This window comes from Vreelandella rituensis (assembly GCF_003336665.1).
GTDB lineage: Bacteria > Pseudomonadota > Gammaproteobacteria > Pseudomonadales > Halomonadaceae > Vreelandella > Vreelandella rituensis.
The window spans coordinates 1-13,975 of the sequence record NZ_QPIJ01000043.1 but is presented as its reverse complement, the minus strand read 5'-3'; the positions used below and the strand labels follow the sequence as shown (position 1 = coordinate 13,975).

Annotated in this window: 11 protein-coding genes; 8 read left to right on the top strand and 3 right to left on the bottom strand. The window is 58.4% G+C overall.

What is annotated here, in order from left to right; translation table 11 throughout:
* Nucleotides 1-83 precede the first annotated feature (83 nt).
* Together DU506_RS15470 and mmsB are read left to right on the top strand one after the other, a co-directional pair.
* Nucleotides 84-1,199 carry an enoyl-CoA hydratase/isomerase family protein gene (locus DU506_RS15470; protein WP_114487799.1) on the top strand — a complete coding sequence of 372 codons (1,116 nt, stop codon included), beginning with the start codon at nt 84-86 and terminating at the stop codon, nt 1,197-1,199.
* A gap of 68 nt (nt 1,200-1,267) precedes the next feature.
* Nucleotides 1,268-2,158 (top strand): 3-hydroxyisobutyrate dehydrogenase, encoded by an 891-nt coding sequence (gene mmsB, locus DU506_RS15465; RefSeq protein ID WP_114487798.1) that lies wholly within the window; start codon nt 1,268-1,270, stop codon nt 2,156-2,158.
* On the opposite strand, the gene DU506_RS15460 is transcribed toward mmsB, so the two are convergent.
* Nucleotides 2,146-3,066, bottom strand: coding sequence for a ketopantoate reductase family protein (locus DU506_RS15460; RefSeq protein WP_114487797.1), 921 nt, complete (start codon nt 3,064-3,066; stop codon nt 2,146-2,148). The two genes, mmsB and DU506_RS15460, sit on opposite strands and share 13 nt — an antisense overlap.
* A 393-nt stretch (nt 3,067-3,459) precedes the next feature.
* Between DU506_RS15460 and DU506_RS15455 the strand changes: the two genes are divergently transcribed.
* Together DU506_RS15455 and DU506_RS15450 are read left to right on the top strand one after the other, a co-directional pair.
* Nucleotides 3,460-4,422, top strand: coding sequence for a ribonuclease Z (locus DU506_RS15455; RefSeq protein WP_114487796.1), 963 nt, complete (start codon nt 3,460-3,462; stop codon nt 4,420-4,422).
* Nucleotides 4,423-4,990: 568 nt separating this feature from the next.
* Nucleotides 4,991-6,283, top strand: coding sequence for a cation:proton antiporter (locus DU506_RS15450; RefSeq protein WP_235825681.1), 1,293 nt, complete (start codon nt 4,991-4,993; stop codon nt 6,281-6,283).
* Nucleotides 6,284-6,372: 89 nt separating this feature from the next.
* Here the strand turns inward: DU506_RS15450 and DU506_RS15445 are convergent, their stop codons facing one another.
* Complete coding sequence (locus DU506_RS15445) at nt 6,373-6,903, bottom strand: NUDIX hydrolase (protein WP_114487795.1); 531 nt, start codon at nt 6,901-6,903, stop codon at nt 6,373-6,375.
* A 106-nt stretch (nt 6,904-7,009) separates the two neighbouring features.
* Between DU506_RS15445 and DU506_RS15440 the strand changes: the two genes are divergently transcribed.
* Nucleotides 7,010-7,537, top strand: a complete 528-nt coding sequence (locus DU506_RS15440; protein WP_114487794.1) for a YgjV family protein — start codon at nt 7,010-7,012, stop codon at nt 7,535-7,537.
* An 83-nt stretch (nt 7,538-7,620) separates the two neighbouring features.
* Here the strand turns inward: DU506_RS15440 and DU506_RS15435 are convergent, their stop codons facing one another.
* Nucleotides 7,621-9,561: a DNA topoisomerase III gene (locus tag DU506_RS15435; RefSeq protein WP_114487793.1), complete on the bottom strand. Its 1,941-nt coding sequence runs from the start codon at nt 9,559-9,561 to the stop codon at nt 7,621-7,623.
* A 143-nt stretch (nt 9,562-9,704) separates the two neighbouring features.
* Between DU506_RS15435 and DU506_RS15430 the strand changes: the two genes are divergently transcribed.
* From DU506_RS15430 to DU506_RS15420, 3 genes are all read left to right on the top strand, one after another.
* On the top strand, nt 9,705-10,949 hold the full coding sequence (locus DU506_RS15430) for an ABC1 kinase family protein (RefSeq protein ID WP_114487792.1): 1,245 nt from the start codon (nt 9,705-9,707) through the stop codon (nt 10,947-10,949).
* A 59-nt stretch (nt 10,950-11,008) separates the two neighbouring features.
* A complete protein-coding gene (locus DU506_RS15425) occupies nt 11,009-12,829 on the top strand; it encodes an SEC-C domain-containing protein (RefSeq protein ID WP_114487791.1) in 1,821 nt (606 codons plus the stop codon).
* A 207-nt stretch (nt 12,830-13,036) separates the two neighbouring features.
* Nucleotides 13,037-13,975: RNA-guided endonuclease InsQ/TnpB family protein (locus DU506_RS15420; RefSeq protein ID WP_147273760.1), on the top strand; the 939-nt coding region annotated here is incomplete at its 3' end.

Genomic DNA, 13,975 nt, shown 5'->3' with positions numbered 1-13,975 from the left:
AGCTTGTTTAAAAGCTCGGTCACTACGTCTGGCACCTTGCATGTATGGGTAGCTTGCATCTTTTCAGGACAAAGGAAACCTTGATGAGCAGCGTGATCTTTACCGAACACCCCACGCAGGATGGGCACGTCGTTGCCGAAATAAAGCTCAACGCCGAGCGCTCGCTGAATGCCCTGACGCTGGAGATGATCAACGAGATCCAGCCACGGCTGGAAGCCTGGGAGAACGATGAGCGCATCGTGGCGATCCTGCTCGATAGCGCCGGAGAGAAAGCGTTCTGCGCCGGTGGCGACGTGGTCAGCCTGTACAAGGCGATTACCGGGGAAGGTGATCCGGACTTCCCTGAAGCATTCTTCGATAACGAGTACCGCCTGGACTACCGCCTGCATACCTATTCCAAGCCGGTGATCTGCTGGGGTAACGGTATTGTCATGGGCGGCGGCATGGGCCTGCTGAGCGGTAGCAGCCATCGCGTGGTGACCGAAACTTCGCGCTTGGCCATGCCGGAGGTCACCATCGGCTTGTACCCTGATGTGGGGGCGAGCTGGTTCTTGAACCGCCTGCCCACCGGTACCGGTCGCTTTCTGGCCATGACCGGCAGCCAGGTCAATGCGGTGGATGCTGTCCACCTGGGGTTGGCGGATCGCTTGATTGCCAGTGAAAAACGCCCCGTTCTGGTGGAACAGCTGACCCAAGCCGCTTGGGGAGAAGGGGAAGACACCGATGCCCAGGGCGTGGTCAACAAGGTACTGCGTGAGCTGGAGCGTGACTCCCAGGCGGCATTCGAGGGGATGGACGCGCCGGTCCAGAAATTTTCCCCGGTGATTCGTGAATTGATGGACCACGACACCATCGAGCAAGCGGTGCACGCCATCCTGGCGGTGGAAAGCGATGACAAATGGTTCAACAAGGCGCAAAAGACCCTCGCCAATGGCAGCCCGGTGTCGATCAAGGTGATCGATCAGCAGCTCAAGCGGGCCAAGTACATGTCGTTGCGTGAAGTGTTCCAGTCGGAGCTTGCGCTCTCGGTGCAGTGCTGCCGCCATCGTGAATTTCCCGAGGGTGTGCGCGCTCTGCTGGTGGACAAGGACGGCAAACCGCAGTGGACCTATCCTGACGTGGAAGCGGTGGAGGATGCGTTCATCGAGACATTGCTTTCCCAGCCTTGGCCGCAAAATCCGTTGGCGGACCTTCGCTGAACCCCGAGCTCACTATTATTCGGCTGAGTTAATTCCTCGGGCGATCAAAACAACAAGGATTTTTAATCATGGCAACGATTGCATTTATCGGTCTGGGCAACATGGGCGGCCCAATGGCCGCGAACCTGGCCAAGGCCGGGCATGAGGTGCGCGCTTTCGATCTGTCTCAAGCCGTGCTGGATACCGCGGTCGAGCAAGGCTGCAAGGCCGCGCAAAGTGCCCAGGAAGCGGTCAAGGGGGCGGATTTCGTGGTTTCCATGCTGCCCGCCGGCAAGCATGTCGAAAGCCTGTATGTCAGCGGTGATTCGCCACTGTTCGATATCATCGGCCAGGATGCCTTGGTGATCGACAGCTCGACCATTGATGCCGACACCGCCCGGCGTGTCGCCGAAGAAGGCGCCAAGCGTGGCATCGCCTTTGTCGATGCGCCGGTGTCCGGCGGTGTGGGCGGCGCCCAGGCGGGCACCCTGACATTCATCGTGGGTGGCTCGGAAGAGCAGTTCGCCAAGGCCCAGCCGGTGCTGGACGTGATGGGCAAGAATATCTTCCACGCCGGGGAGCACGGCGCCGGGCAGATCGCCAAGGTATGCAACAACATGCTGTTGAGCATCCTGATGGCCGGTACCTGTGAAGCGCTCAACATGGGCGTGAAAAACGGCCTCGACCCGGCGGTGCTTTCCGAGATCATGAAGCAGAGCTCGGGCGGCAACTGGGCGTTGAACGTCTATAACCCCTACCCGGGCGTCATGGAAAACGCCCCGGCGTCCAAGGGCTACCAGGGCGGTTTCCAGGTGGACCTGATGTTCAAGGACCTGGGGCTGGCCATGGATGTCAGCCAGCAAAGCGCCTCATCGGTTCCCATGGGCTCGGCGGCGCGCGCGCTGTTCAGCCTGCACAAGGCCAAGGGTAACGGCAACCTGGACTTCTCCAGCCTGCTGAAACTCTATCAGGACAGCTGAGCCTCGATACTTTCCAAGGCTTGATCCAGCGCCACCAGTTGCTCACAGGGCAGCTGGTGGCGTTTTGCGTTATCGATCAACGGCCCGAGAATCGCCGCGCGCTCGGTAGGGCGCCCGGCGAGCACATCCTGAAACATCGAGGCCCGGTTGTTGGCGGTATTGTCGACTACCTGCCACACCAGCGCTCGCCAGCCTTCCAGCCCGGCCCCACTGGGCGGCGCAATGCCTTCCTTATCTAGAATTCCCGCGACTTCCCCGATCACCGCTTCCACATAGAGGCGAAACGGCCGGTCGCGCAGCTGGCCGTTACGTATCCGATAACGCGCCACCAAGGGGTTGATCGCCGCGTTCACGGCGAGCTTCTGCCACAGGCGCCGGCGAATATCCTCAACTGCCGTGGCGACAAGCCCGGCGTTCGTTAGCTGCAACGCCAGGCATTTTGCAAGCTCAGCATGGCGGTTATCCAGATCGCCGATAAACGTATGCCCACGCCCAGCATGCACCACGCCGGTCTCGCCATTCACGTAGGCGCCCTCGGTAGTGGTGGCGCAGAGCACCGGCCCGGGCCATGCCTCCGTGATACGCGGCTGGGCAAGAAAACCGTTCTGCCACAGAACCACCGGGGTGGTGGGGGAAATCACCCCGACAAGGCTGTCCAGCGCCGCCTGCGCCGCCATGGCTTTGGTGGTGATATGCACGGAAGTAGGTGGGGCGGGGGCATCACGAAGCAACTGTTCGACCGTTACCGCCTTCAGCAGCTGCGTATGCGGTTTTCCCTCCGGCGAGGTGAGCGTCTGTCGCTCAGCCAATTCACCGCGGCCCACCAACGTGACCGTAGCCACGGGCGAAAGCGAGTGCGCCAACAAGCGGCCTATGGCACCGGGGCCAATAATCCAATGCGAAGTCATAAGGTTACTTTTTGTTAAGTCTTTGGTATTAGGCAAGTACTTTGCAAAACCAAGGTGGGCTAAGTAAAGTCAGTGAAAAAGGTTTGCCAATTAGAAAGCAGAAATGCAAGGGAGGCAAACCCACCCAAGGACGGTCGCAAGCGGAGCGCATAGCGCTAACCGACACGGATAATAGTCATTTGGGCTTCTCCTCATCGTATAGAGGGTGTGTATACGACTCTCCATTTTGGCACATTGATGCCGGGTAGGTGAGGAGGAGACCATCCCATTGTTTTCTCTGGTTAAAAGCACCACAGGGGGTCAGTCTCACGGGTTCAGGATTTAGCTAACTGGCAATCCCGGGATCCGCTGCCTTGTTGCCAAAGCGAGTACATAAGAGATCACGAACAAGCTATGAACTTACTTTTTCTTGGGACATCCGCCGGTGTGCCCACTAAGACAAGAAACGTCTCCGGGGTCGCTTTGCGAGAGAGCAAGGGGAAGGGCTGGTACCTGATCGATTGTGGTGAGGGCACCCAGCATCAGGTCTTGCACACGAAGCTGTCGTTCCATTCCTTGAAAGCCATCTTTATTACTCATGTGCACGGCGACCACTGCTATGGGCTGCCAGGCATACTGGCGAGTGCTGGAATGGGTGGCCGGAAAGAGTCGCTGACCATTGTGGCGCCCGTAGGTATCAAAGCGTGGCTGGAGGCTACTTGCGAGGCCACGCAGCTTTGCTTGCCCTTCGCCCTGGAGTTTATCGCCTCGGACGAGCTGCCAAGCGTTGAGTTTGAGAGCATTGCGGTTACCACCGTCAGGCTTTCACACCGAGCGCCGTCCTATGCCTACGGGTTTACCGAGACAAAGGTCGACGCCGCCTTGGACTTGGATAAGTTAGCGCAAAAGGGAATCCCGAGAGGGCCGTTGTGGGGGCAGCTGAAGCAAGGGTTTGATATTGAGTTTGCGGGTGAGCGGTTAAAAAGCCATGAGTTCTTGATCTTCAAACACAAGCCACGGAAAGTGGTGATCGCTGGGGACAATGACCAGCCTGAGTTGTTGTTTGCGGCGTGCACGGGGACTCAGGTGCTGGTACACGAAGCCACCTACACCGAAGAGATGGCCCAGAAGGTCGGTGATGTCGGGCATAGCTATGCCAAGCTTGTCGCCGCATTTGCCGAATCGGTACAGTTGCCCAACATGGTGCTGACGCATTTTAGCCCCCGTTACCAGCTCAGCCCCCATGCGTCGCCTTCCATTGAGGATATCCGAAAGGAGGCCCAGAGCGTCTACTCGGGCTCGCTTTACCTGGCGCGGGATTTCTGCGAATACACCCTGGATAAATCGGGCCACTTTTCTGAAATGGAGGGCGAGTAGCCTTTTCGTGTTTCGACCATTTACAGAAAAGCGGATCGTAGACGAGATCAACGGCATGCCCGCCGCCCAGGCCTATGCCGATCTGACCGGCGCCACGGTGTAGGCGGTCGATAGCACTTTCAACGTGGCGGCCAGCACGTATATTGAATAATTGAGCGCGTAGTCTAATCACTGTTAAAGCTTAGAAACCGAGGCATGGCAGCCGTTACCCATGCGTGTCAAAATTGAGTGAGACGCGAACGTGCTGAGAGTTGAAGCACTACCGAGGGGCACTCGGGAAGTTACGCCTGTGGAGTTTGTGTAAGACCGGCAATGCCAAGGCATTGAGGCGACGGACAGCGAAGCAGGAACCTGGGAGGTAACGACCAGGAAATCCCCTTCCACAAAGCGTGCTAGCGCTGAAGGTGGGGAAGGATGTCAAAGTTGCAGTAGAGGATAATTGTGTAGAGGAGCAATGTAACTTGCGATGACGTAACTGCTGTGGCGCAGTTTGGCGGGTGTTCTCGAATCGTATTCGTGACCAGACAGCATTGATGAGTCACACTGCGGCTTAACCCGCACCGGAAGAATGACTTTGACAAACGCCACCTGGTTTGTATTGATTGGAACCCTGTTGATCATGGTGGGTTTGCGCTCTCCCATTTTCCAACGCTTACGCCTTACCCCTTCCCTTGTCTATTTGGCTATCGGGGTAATCCTTGGCCCGTCGGTTATTGGAGCCTTTCATTTCAATCCGCTAGAACAGGCACATTTACTGGAAATTCTCGCCGAAATCGCGGTTCTGGTCTCGTTGTTTATTGCCGGCATGAAAATGCCCGTGCCGTTCAGATGGCGGGAATGGCATGCGCCAGTACGCCTGGCATTTCTTTCCATGACGATCAGTGTCGCTCTGACGGCTGTGTTTGGTTATTACGTCCTGGCCCTGCCTCTGGGTGCAGCTATTGTGCTGGGCGCCATTCTGGCGCCCACCGACCCGGTGCTGGCCACGGATGTACAGGTTCGGCACATGGGCGATAAAGATCCTTTGCGGTTCACCCTGACCAGTGAAGCGGGCATGAATGATGGCACTGCCTTCCCGTTTGTGATGCTGGGGATGGCAATGCTCAGCGCTCCGTTCAGTTTTGAGTTGCTTGGAACCTGGATGCTGAAGGACGTTTTGTGGTCGACGTTAGTGGCTCTTGTGGTCGGGCTGGTGATGGGGCGCTTATTGGCCCAGCTTGTATGGAAGCAACGTTTTCTCAGTGGCGAAGGCCCGTTGCTGGATGACTTTCTTGGCCTAGGCTTGATCGGCATGGTTTATGGCATCTGCCTGTTACTCGATGCTTGGGGGTTTCTGGCGGTTTTTGCCGCTGCCATTTCGCTTCGTCAATCGGAACGCAAGCTGGCGGGCCTTCACTCGTCCTCCAAAGACGCTGAGGTTGCTCCGCAAGTCCCGGTTTACCCTGAGGAATCGACGCCACAGCACAGCACCCGAATATCCGAAGGGTCGCTGTTGTTCAAGGAGTCTCTCGAGCGGCTCACCGAGCTGGTGCTTGTCTTGCTGCTGGGCGGGATGTTGTTTCTGGACTCCTGGAGTTTAAGGGCCGTCGGGCTGGCGTTGTTCCTTTTCATGGTGGTTCGCCCTGTCAGTGTATTCCTGGGTCTGCTTGGCTCCGGAACTCCGGTTCGGCTACAGATGCTGGTGGGCTGGTTCGGTGTGCGTGGCATCGGTTCGATCTATTACTTGATGTTCGCAATCGTTTTTGGTCTGCCGGAAGAGCTGGCCTTGGAATTCATTCATATTACGCTGGTGGTTGTCGTGCTCTCGATTATTGTCCACGGGCTAACCGTCAAACCGATGATGTCAAGATGGTGGACGTAGGAAGTTACAGGGCCGGTGGTCGAGACTGAAGGGGTCGACTGACCGCGGACAGTATTTTAGGTTGTTCCCCAGCCATGGGGAGCAATGCTCTAAGCGGGCTGAGCGACCAGTTCCGAAGAGATCTTTTCCAGCATAAAGGTTTCCCGCTGAATTGATTGGCCCATCGTTTTTTCCTGACGGGACATGACCTGACGGTTGTGATTCATTGCCTCATTGACGGAAATCCACACCGGTTTCATGCCATTGGCAATTTCATGGCTTTCCATGCGAACTTCAGCCAGTTCCGAGGCGATATCGCAAACAAAGAAATGTGATGTCATGTGCATAAGGTCGTAGTCGGGTTTCCAATACGGGCGGTACTCTTCGATAAAACCGTAATGCGCATGCACCTGAATATCACGGGCGCCGGTTTCTTCTTCCAGCTCACGTTTCAGCGCCACCTGAATATCTTCGCCCTGATCAATGCCGCCACCTGGCAAGCTGAAATCGTTGTAGCGCTCGGTAAACAGCAACAGAATTTTATCGTCACGCAGCACAATGCCACGGGCCGCGTGGCGGCGCAGGGTGCGTCCTTCCCGAGAGCTGAGTTCAGGGTGGATCAGTTCTTTAATAAGCTTCATGGGGGGGGATTCGATACCGGGAAAAAACGTGATTCTACCGGTACAAGGAAAAAATGCACGGTCCGATGAAACGTCAACAGACCTTAATAAGGAGTACCCAGTTTTTATGATGGAAAGCTATGGCACGATGGCCGGTCAGTTTTTTGGCTTGGTGTCGCTGATACTCTGCGTCCTGGCCTTTTCCAGCAAGCAGGATGACCGGCTCCTGGTGCTGCTTCTCTCCGCGAATGTGGCCTTTGCTTTACAGTTCATGTTTTTTGGGAGTTGGACTGCCGCTGCATTATCATTGCTGGTGATCGCTCGCATTGCACTGGCCCGGCGCTATCCGGGCAGTAAAGTAGCAATGGTCATTGTGTTAGCGGCAAGTGGTGTGGCTTCGGTGCTTACCTGGCAGAGCTGGGCCGATCTGCCCGCCATCGTAGCGATGGTATTGGGTACGGTGAGCATGTTTCTACTCCGTGGTATTCCCATGCGTGTTTTCTTGGGTTTGGCAGCATTAGCCTGGACACTCAGCCATATCCTGGCTGGCTCGGTCGGGGGGACACTGGCCGAAGCGCTCGTGATTTTGACTAACGCCATTACGATTTATCGCCTTTACCGAGCTAAACAGCGTTATTCAGGCGTCATAGATTAGTTTTCCAGCGGAAGGTCTGGTTACTAAAACGCACCCATGGGTTAAGCTAAAATTCTGCCAAAGGAAGTGCTACCGCTACACTCTCACTCCTTGGCCGTTGCTTTTCTTTTCCCACAGCTACTTTTTCTTTTCCCATAGCTCTTTCTTGGCTTACCAGTGCTTGGCTTTCCCGCGCGCTTCGCGGGGGCAGCGGCTTCGCCCTGTGCCGTCCGTAAACTTTGCTTTAGCTTGCCGGCGTCGCTTTGGCTGAGCAGAGCGCGCAGATCATCCAACAGCGCGTGCTGAAAGGCGTCCGCGTCGTCTTGCCGTTCGGAAATCGCCCCCAGGCGCTGCTCCCAAAGCGCGGTGCGTTCCGGCGTGCTCACGGCGCTGGGCAGGGCGGCGATCAAGGCGCTGCCCAGTTGCGTGGCCCGCAGTGCCTTGCCCTGGCGCACCAGATAACCCCGCATCACCAAAGTTTCGAGTATTCCGGCGCGGGTGGCTTCGGTGCCCAGGCCGTCGGATTCCTTCAGGGTGCGTTTGACGGCGGGATCCTGTACATAACGGCCGATATTCATCATGGCATTGATTAGGCTGGCATCGGTGAACGGCTCGGGGGGGCGCGTTTCGCGTTCTTCCACCCCGGCATCCAGCGCTCGGCAGGTTTCACCTTCATGCAGGCTGGGTAGCGGCGGGGTCTCGTCACGGGTGGTGAACAGCGGCTTCCAGCCGGGGTCGAGCACGCTTTGTCCACGCGCTTTGAACGTTTCATTCAGCACCATGAACTGCGCCTTGACCTCGAAGGTACGCAAGGGGCGATAGAACTGCGCCAGCATATTGCGCGTAATCAGACGAAAGACGTTGGCATCGGTGGCTGAAAGGACGCTGAAGTCAGGGGTCTTGCCAGTGGGCGCCAAGGCGTGGTGAGCGCTGACTTTCTTGTCGTTCCAGGCTTTCGAGCGTAGCGAAAAATCCGCCCCCGCCAGCCATTCGCCAAGTGTGTTGTCGCTGGCGCAGGCGCCGCCAAGGCTGCGCTGGACCTGGGCGAGATGTTCTTCGGGCAGATAACGGCAATCCGAGCGCGGATAGGTAATCAGTTTGTGCTGTTCGTAGAGCCGTTGGCAGCTATCGAGTACCGCCTGGGCGGAGACGCCATAGCGCCGGGCGGCATCCACTTGAAGGGCGGAAAGCGAATAAGGCAGCGGTGGTGCCTGGCGTTTTTCTTGCTGCTCCAGCCGCTTCAAGGTTCCCTCAGCACCCGGCAGCCGGGCGGTCAGTTGATCCGCCGGGCTGCGGTCGATCAAACGCCCCTGGTCGTCCAACGGCTGGGATTCTCCCGGCACCCACCAGGCTCGAAGTTGACCGCTTTTCACGGCAAGCTCCACCCACAGCGGGTAGAAGGGGTGGGGCACGAAGTCACGAATGGCGTTGTCGCGGCGTACGATCAGCCCCAGCACCGGGGTTTGAACCCGGCCAACCGAAAGCACGCCATCGTGACCGGCTTGACGCCCGGTGAGCGTCCAGGCGCGGGTCAGGTTGATGCCATACAGCCAGTCGGCGCGGGAGCGTGCCTGGGCGGCCTGAAAAAGCGGCTGATAGTCGGCGTTATCCTGCAAGCGGCCCAGGGCACGAACCACGGCAGGGCGGTTCAAATCGTTGATCAACAGGCGCTTGACCGGGCCTTTATAGCCACAATGTTCGATGACTTCCTGTACCAGCAATTGACCTTCACGGTCCGGGTCGCCGGCGTGTACAACGTCTTCGGCTTGCTTGAGTAGACGGCGGATGATCGCCAGCTGCCCGCGGGCCTTGGTGCGCGGGGTCAACTTCCAGCGTTGGGGGACGATCGGCAGGCGGTCGAGGCGCCATTGCTTGTCGGCGGCATCGTATATTTCTGGAGCGGCTTGCTCCAGCAAGTGCCCCAGACACCAGGTGACCACGCTTTCCCCACACACAATGGCGCCTTCTTCCCGGCGCGAGCCACCGGGCAAGGCGTCAGCAATGGCACGCGCCAAGCTGGGTTTTTCGGCAATAATCAGGCGCATAGGACTCCTGGCTGGCAGACTGGCAAATGAATGCAATGCTGGATATTTTATCAGATCGGCTTGGTGCCGGCATAAGTGATAGGCGATACCTGACTTAACTAGGTGTATAGTATTTGTATCACTTTTAGGTTGAGGTCGAGATCATGCGTGAGAAAGGCAGAACACGTCGATTGATAGGGTTGGGAGCACGCACCGGCGGTGCCCTGCTAAAAAACCGTTTAGGTGGCCAGGCCGATTGGCGGGCGCTGGGTGAAGCGCTGTTTGAAGGGCTTTCCGAGCTCAAGGGTCCGGCGATGAAGCTTGCCCAGATCGTTTCGCAGTGGGATGACATCCTGCCGCCAGATCTGGCCGATGAACTGGCGCGTTTGCAGCGCCAAGCCGAGCCGATGCCTTGGCCGCGCATCCGTGAAGCGCTGGTACTCCAGTACGGCGATCTGGATACGGTGTTTCGTGACATCGAAGAGCGCCCCTTTGCCAGTGCCTCTATGGGGCAAGTGCATCGTGCGGTCACACATGGCGGCGAGACCCTGGTGCTCAAGGTGCAGTACCCGGGGCTTGCCGAGGTGCTGGAAACCGATCTGTTTCAGGTGCGCCGGCTGATGCGCCTGGGTCGCTGGTTCAAGGTGCCGCAGTCGCGTCTGGATGCACTGTTCGAGGAACTTGCGACAAGCTTGCGCGAAGAGCTGGATTACCTGGCCGAAGCCGAGGCCTTGGCACGTTATCGGGAGCGTTATCGTGACGTGGAAAACCTGGTGATTCCCGAGCCCTTGCCGGCACTTTGCGGCCCGCATGTGCTGGCCATGCGTTATGTAGAGGGAACCCCCTTGCGCGAGCTGGAAGGCACTGATGATGAACGCCGCCAGAAGATCGCCACGGCGCTTGCCGACTGGATCACGGCAGAACTGTTCACGCATGGGGAACTGCACGCCGACCCCCATGCGGGCAACTTCGCCGCCGATGAACAAGGCAGGCTGGTGATTTATGACCTGGGGGCGGTGATTGCCGTACCCAAGGCGAGCCTTGACAGCATGTTGCAGCTTCTCGACGCTACCCTGGCGCAAGACCCGATGGCCATGGATCAGGCGATGCTCAAGATGGGCGGGCGCCAGGGTCACGGTGCGCCGCTTGCCCTGTATCGTGAAGCGGCGGAAGCGGTGTCACCGTTGTTCGCTCCGGGCGAACAGGATTTCAGCGATGTGCGTGTGCACCGTCGCCTGCGCGAACTCAGCCCCAAGGTATGGGCGGCGATGGACCGGCTGCAGCCGCCGGCGGACACGTTGTTGCTTTCGCGTGCGCTAAATGGGCACTACTGGAACCTGGTTCGCTTGAAAGCGCGTCTGAACATGGCCGAGCGTACCGGCCCCTTGCTCGCTCGAGCGCGCGGTTAAAGCACTGCTCGAATGGGCGTGCTAAACTGTGGCGCTTTTCATGGCAATGGAGATGGCCAATGCTGGCGGTATGGGTGGATCAACTGCTGGGATTTGCTTCCGGGGCGCTCACGGCAATCAGACAACAGGAACGTTATCCTGATTTCATGACATGGGTGCGTGCCGAAGGCGCGGACTATTTTCAAGACGACATCGCCACGGCTCAGGCGTTGGCGCCGATGTTATGGTCGCAAACCCCGCTTGAACGTCTCGATTTCGATTGTGAGCCATTGGCCACACCCGGCCCCAACGAGCCGTGCTGGTGCGATTCCGGGCGCAAGTACAAACATTGTTGCCGGGCGGTGGACTTACCCACCGATCTTCCCGATCAATTGATGTGGATGCTTTCGCTACGCGAATGGAAAGGGCCTGTGCTCAAGGCGGCGCTGGCCAGCCGCAAGGCACCGGCTCAGGCATTGCTCGAAGCCGGGTTGATCGCCGCCGAAAGCGGCCAGAGTGGACGCGCGATTCAGATTCTCGAATCGGTGTTTTCCGGTGGCGACTGGGCGAACTTGCCGGAACAGGCCGAACCCGCCTTTGAAATTCTGCTCGACCTCTATCAAGAGCGTGGTTTCACGCGCAAGCGCGCTGACCTGCTGGATAACGTCATGGCTCATGGGCCGTTGTTTCTGCGCGGGGTGGCGCTTGAGCGTCTGTGCTTGATGCACCTGGATAACGATGACCTGGACAGTGCCCGCGCCGCCTTCGTCAAGGCGCAGCAGGCGTTGCCCGACTCGCCGACGCTGGCCTATGTCGAAGCCATGCTGCTGCTGCATGAAGGCCACGAAGAAGAGGCCAAGGAACGCTCCAGGTTCTGGTATCGGCGCCTGGCCCGTCAGGGTGAACTGGACCCCGATCAGCTGGATTTTCTCGCCGCCCTGGCGGAAAACCCCGGTGCTACCTTGGCAGACCAATTGCTGAGTGCCGAAGAAGACCTGGCGACACCGCTGGTGGCGCTTCAATCGCTGTTGAATGCGCTACCCACGGCACCGCGCCTGGACCTGCGCTATGACGACGATGCCCAGCGTATCACCTACCATGTCAGCGCCCGGGAAGCGACGCTGTATGCCGCCTGGTATGAGCATTTCCAGGTCATGATCGATGAAGACGTCGCCCTAGGGTTTCGTGCAGACCCTTGGGCGACGGCCGAGGAATGGATGCCCGAGCTCTGCGCGCATCCAGAATGGCTGGATGCGCCTCAGGTGGTCCAAGATGTGACCTTGGCGCTGACCAGCCGCTTCGGTAGCTTGCCGTGGATGGCGCCGAGTTTGCTGGAGCCCTTGGCACGCCGTTTGTCGCGGTGGATGCAACAAGCCCGGGCCGAAGGTGAAGGTAATCTGTGCTGGGACGACGCCGATAATGCCTTATTGTTGCGCACTGGCTTGGCATTGGTGGTGGGGATGGAACGCGGTGCACGGGACCATTCTCGTGAACTCGCCGAGGAGCTTCTTGCCATCGACCAGGAAGACAGCCTGGGGTTGCGGGAACTGGTGCTGGATCAGCTGTTGCGCGATAACCGCAATGAAGAAGCCCTGAGCCTGTCCGAGCAGGGAGACGAAGAAGGCTCCATGTTGTTGGGCTTGCTGTTGGGTCGGGCACTTGCACTCTATCGTCTTGAGCGGCTTGAAGAGGCCGAGCAGGTACTCAGCCAAGTGGTGGCCTATAACCATCATGCGTTGGATATGCTCTGCGCAGAAGCCCCGCGCCCGGTCTTGCCTGCGTCAGATGGCCAGGTGGACCCCGGCACTCGCGCTGAAGCCTGGCAATACCGAACCTTGATGCGTGACCAATGGCGCACCACCCCCGGTGCCCTTGAATGGCTGCAAGCGCACCGCAAGTAGTGTTTCCTGCGCAAGCAGCGAAGATTTTCAGGTGCCGATCAGCTGCTGGCGAGCACTGGTTTGGGAACCAGTTTATCAAAAAGCGCGTAATACCTCTTCCTGAGTCGCGTAGCGCTAAGGGAGGGGATACAAGCGCGGCACCCGCCAGGGTGCCTTGTTGGCACTGGTACTTGAAAACTTACAAGACACGGGCTACGCATGTAACCCATGCCAACCGAACGCGCCTACAAGTACCGATTCTATCCCACGCCCGAGCAGGAAATCCTGCTGGCGTGGACGTTTGGGTGCGTGCGGTTTGTCTGGAACGCGGTGCTGCGACATCGCACCGATGCGTTTTACGAGCGCAAAGAGAAAATCGGCTACAACGCCAGCGCCTTCCTGACCCAGCTGAAAAAACAACCTGACACCGCGTTCCTGGCCGAGGTCAGTTCGGTGCCCTTGCAGCAATGCCTGCGCCATCAACAATCGGCCTTCAAGCACTTCTTTGCCAAGCGCGCACGATACCCGCGATTCAAGTCAAAGAAGCAGCGACAGTCCGCCACCTTTGCCAGTTCGGCGTTTGCGTATCGTAACGGCCAGGTCACGCTGGCCAAGTGCAAGGAACCCCTCAATATCCGCTGGAGCCGCGAGCTTCCGTCAGCCCCCAGCACCGTCACGGTATCCAAAGACTGGGCGGGGCGCTATTTCATTAGCTGCCTGTGCAAGGTCGAAACCCTATCGCTCGGCGTGGTGCCGAAGATGGTGGGGATTGATCTTGGCTTGAAAGACCTATTTGTCACCAGTGACGGCAAACGGGTCAACAACCCCCGCCATACGGCGCGTCATGCGCGTAAGCTGGCGCGGGCACAGCGCCAGCTATCACGGAAGCAAAAAGGCTCCAACAACCGCGCCAAGGCGCGGCATACGGTGGCTCGGCGCCACGCGAAAATCGCCGATGCCCGGCTTGACCACCTACACAAACTCACCCGGCAGATCGTCAACGAGAACCAAGTGATCTGTGCTGAAAGCCTCGCGGTGAAAAATAGGGTCAAGAACCGGCATCTGGCGAAAGCCATCAGCGATGTGGGCTGGGGCGAGCTGGTGCGCCAGCTCGACTACAAAGCAGAATGGGCGGGGCGTCAGTTCGTCCAGATCGACCGCTGGTAT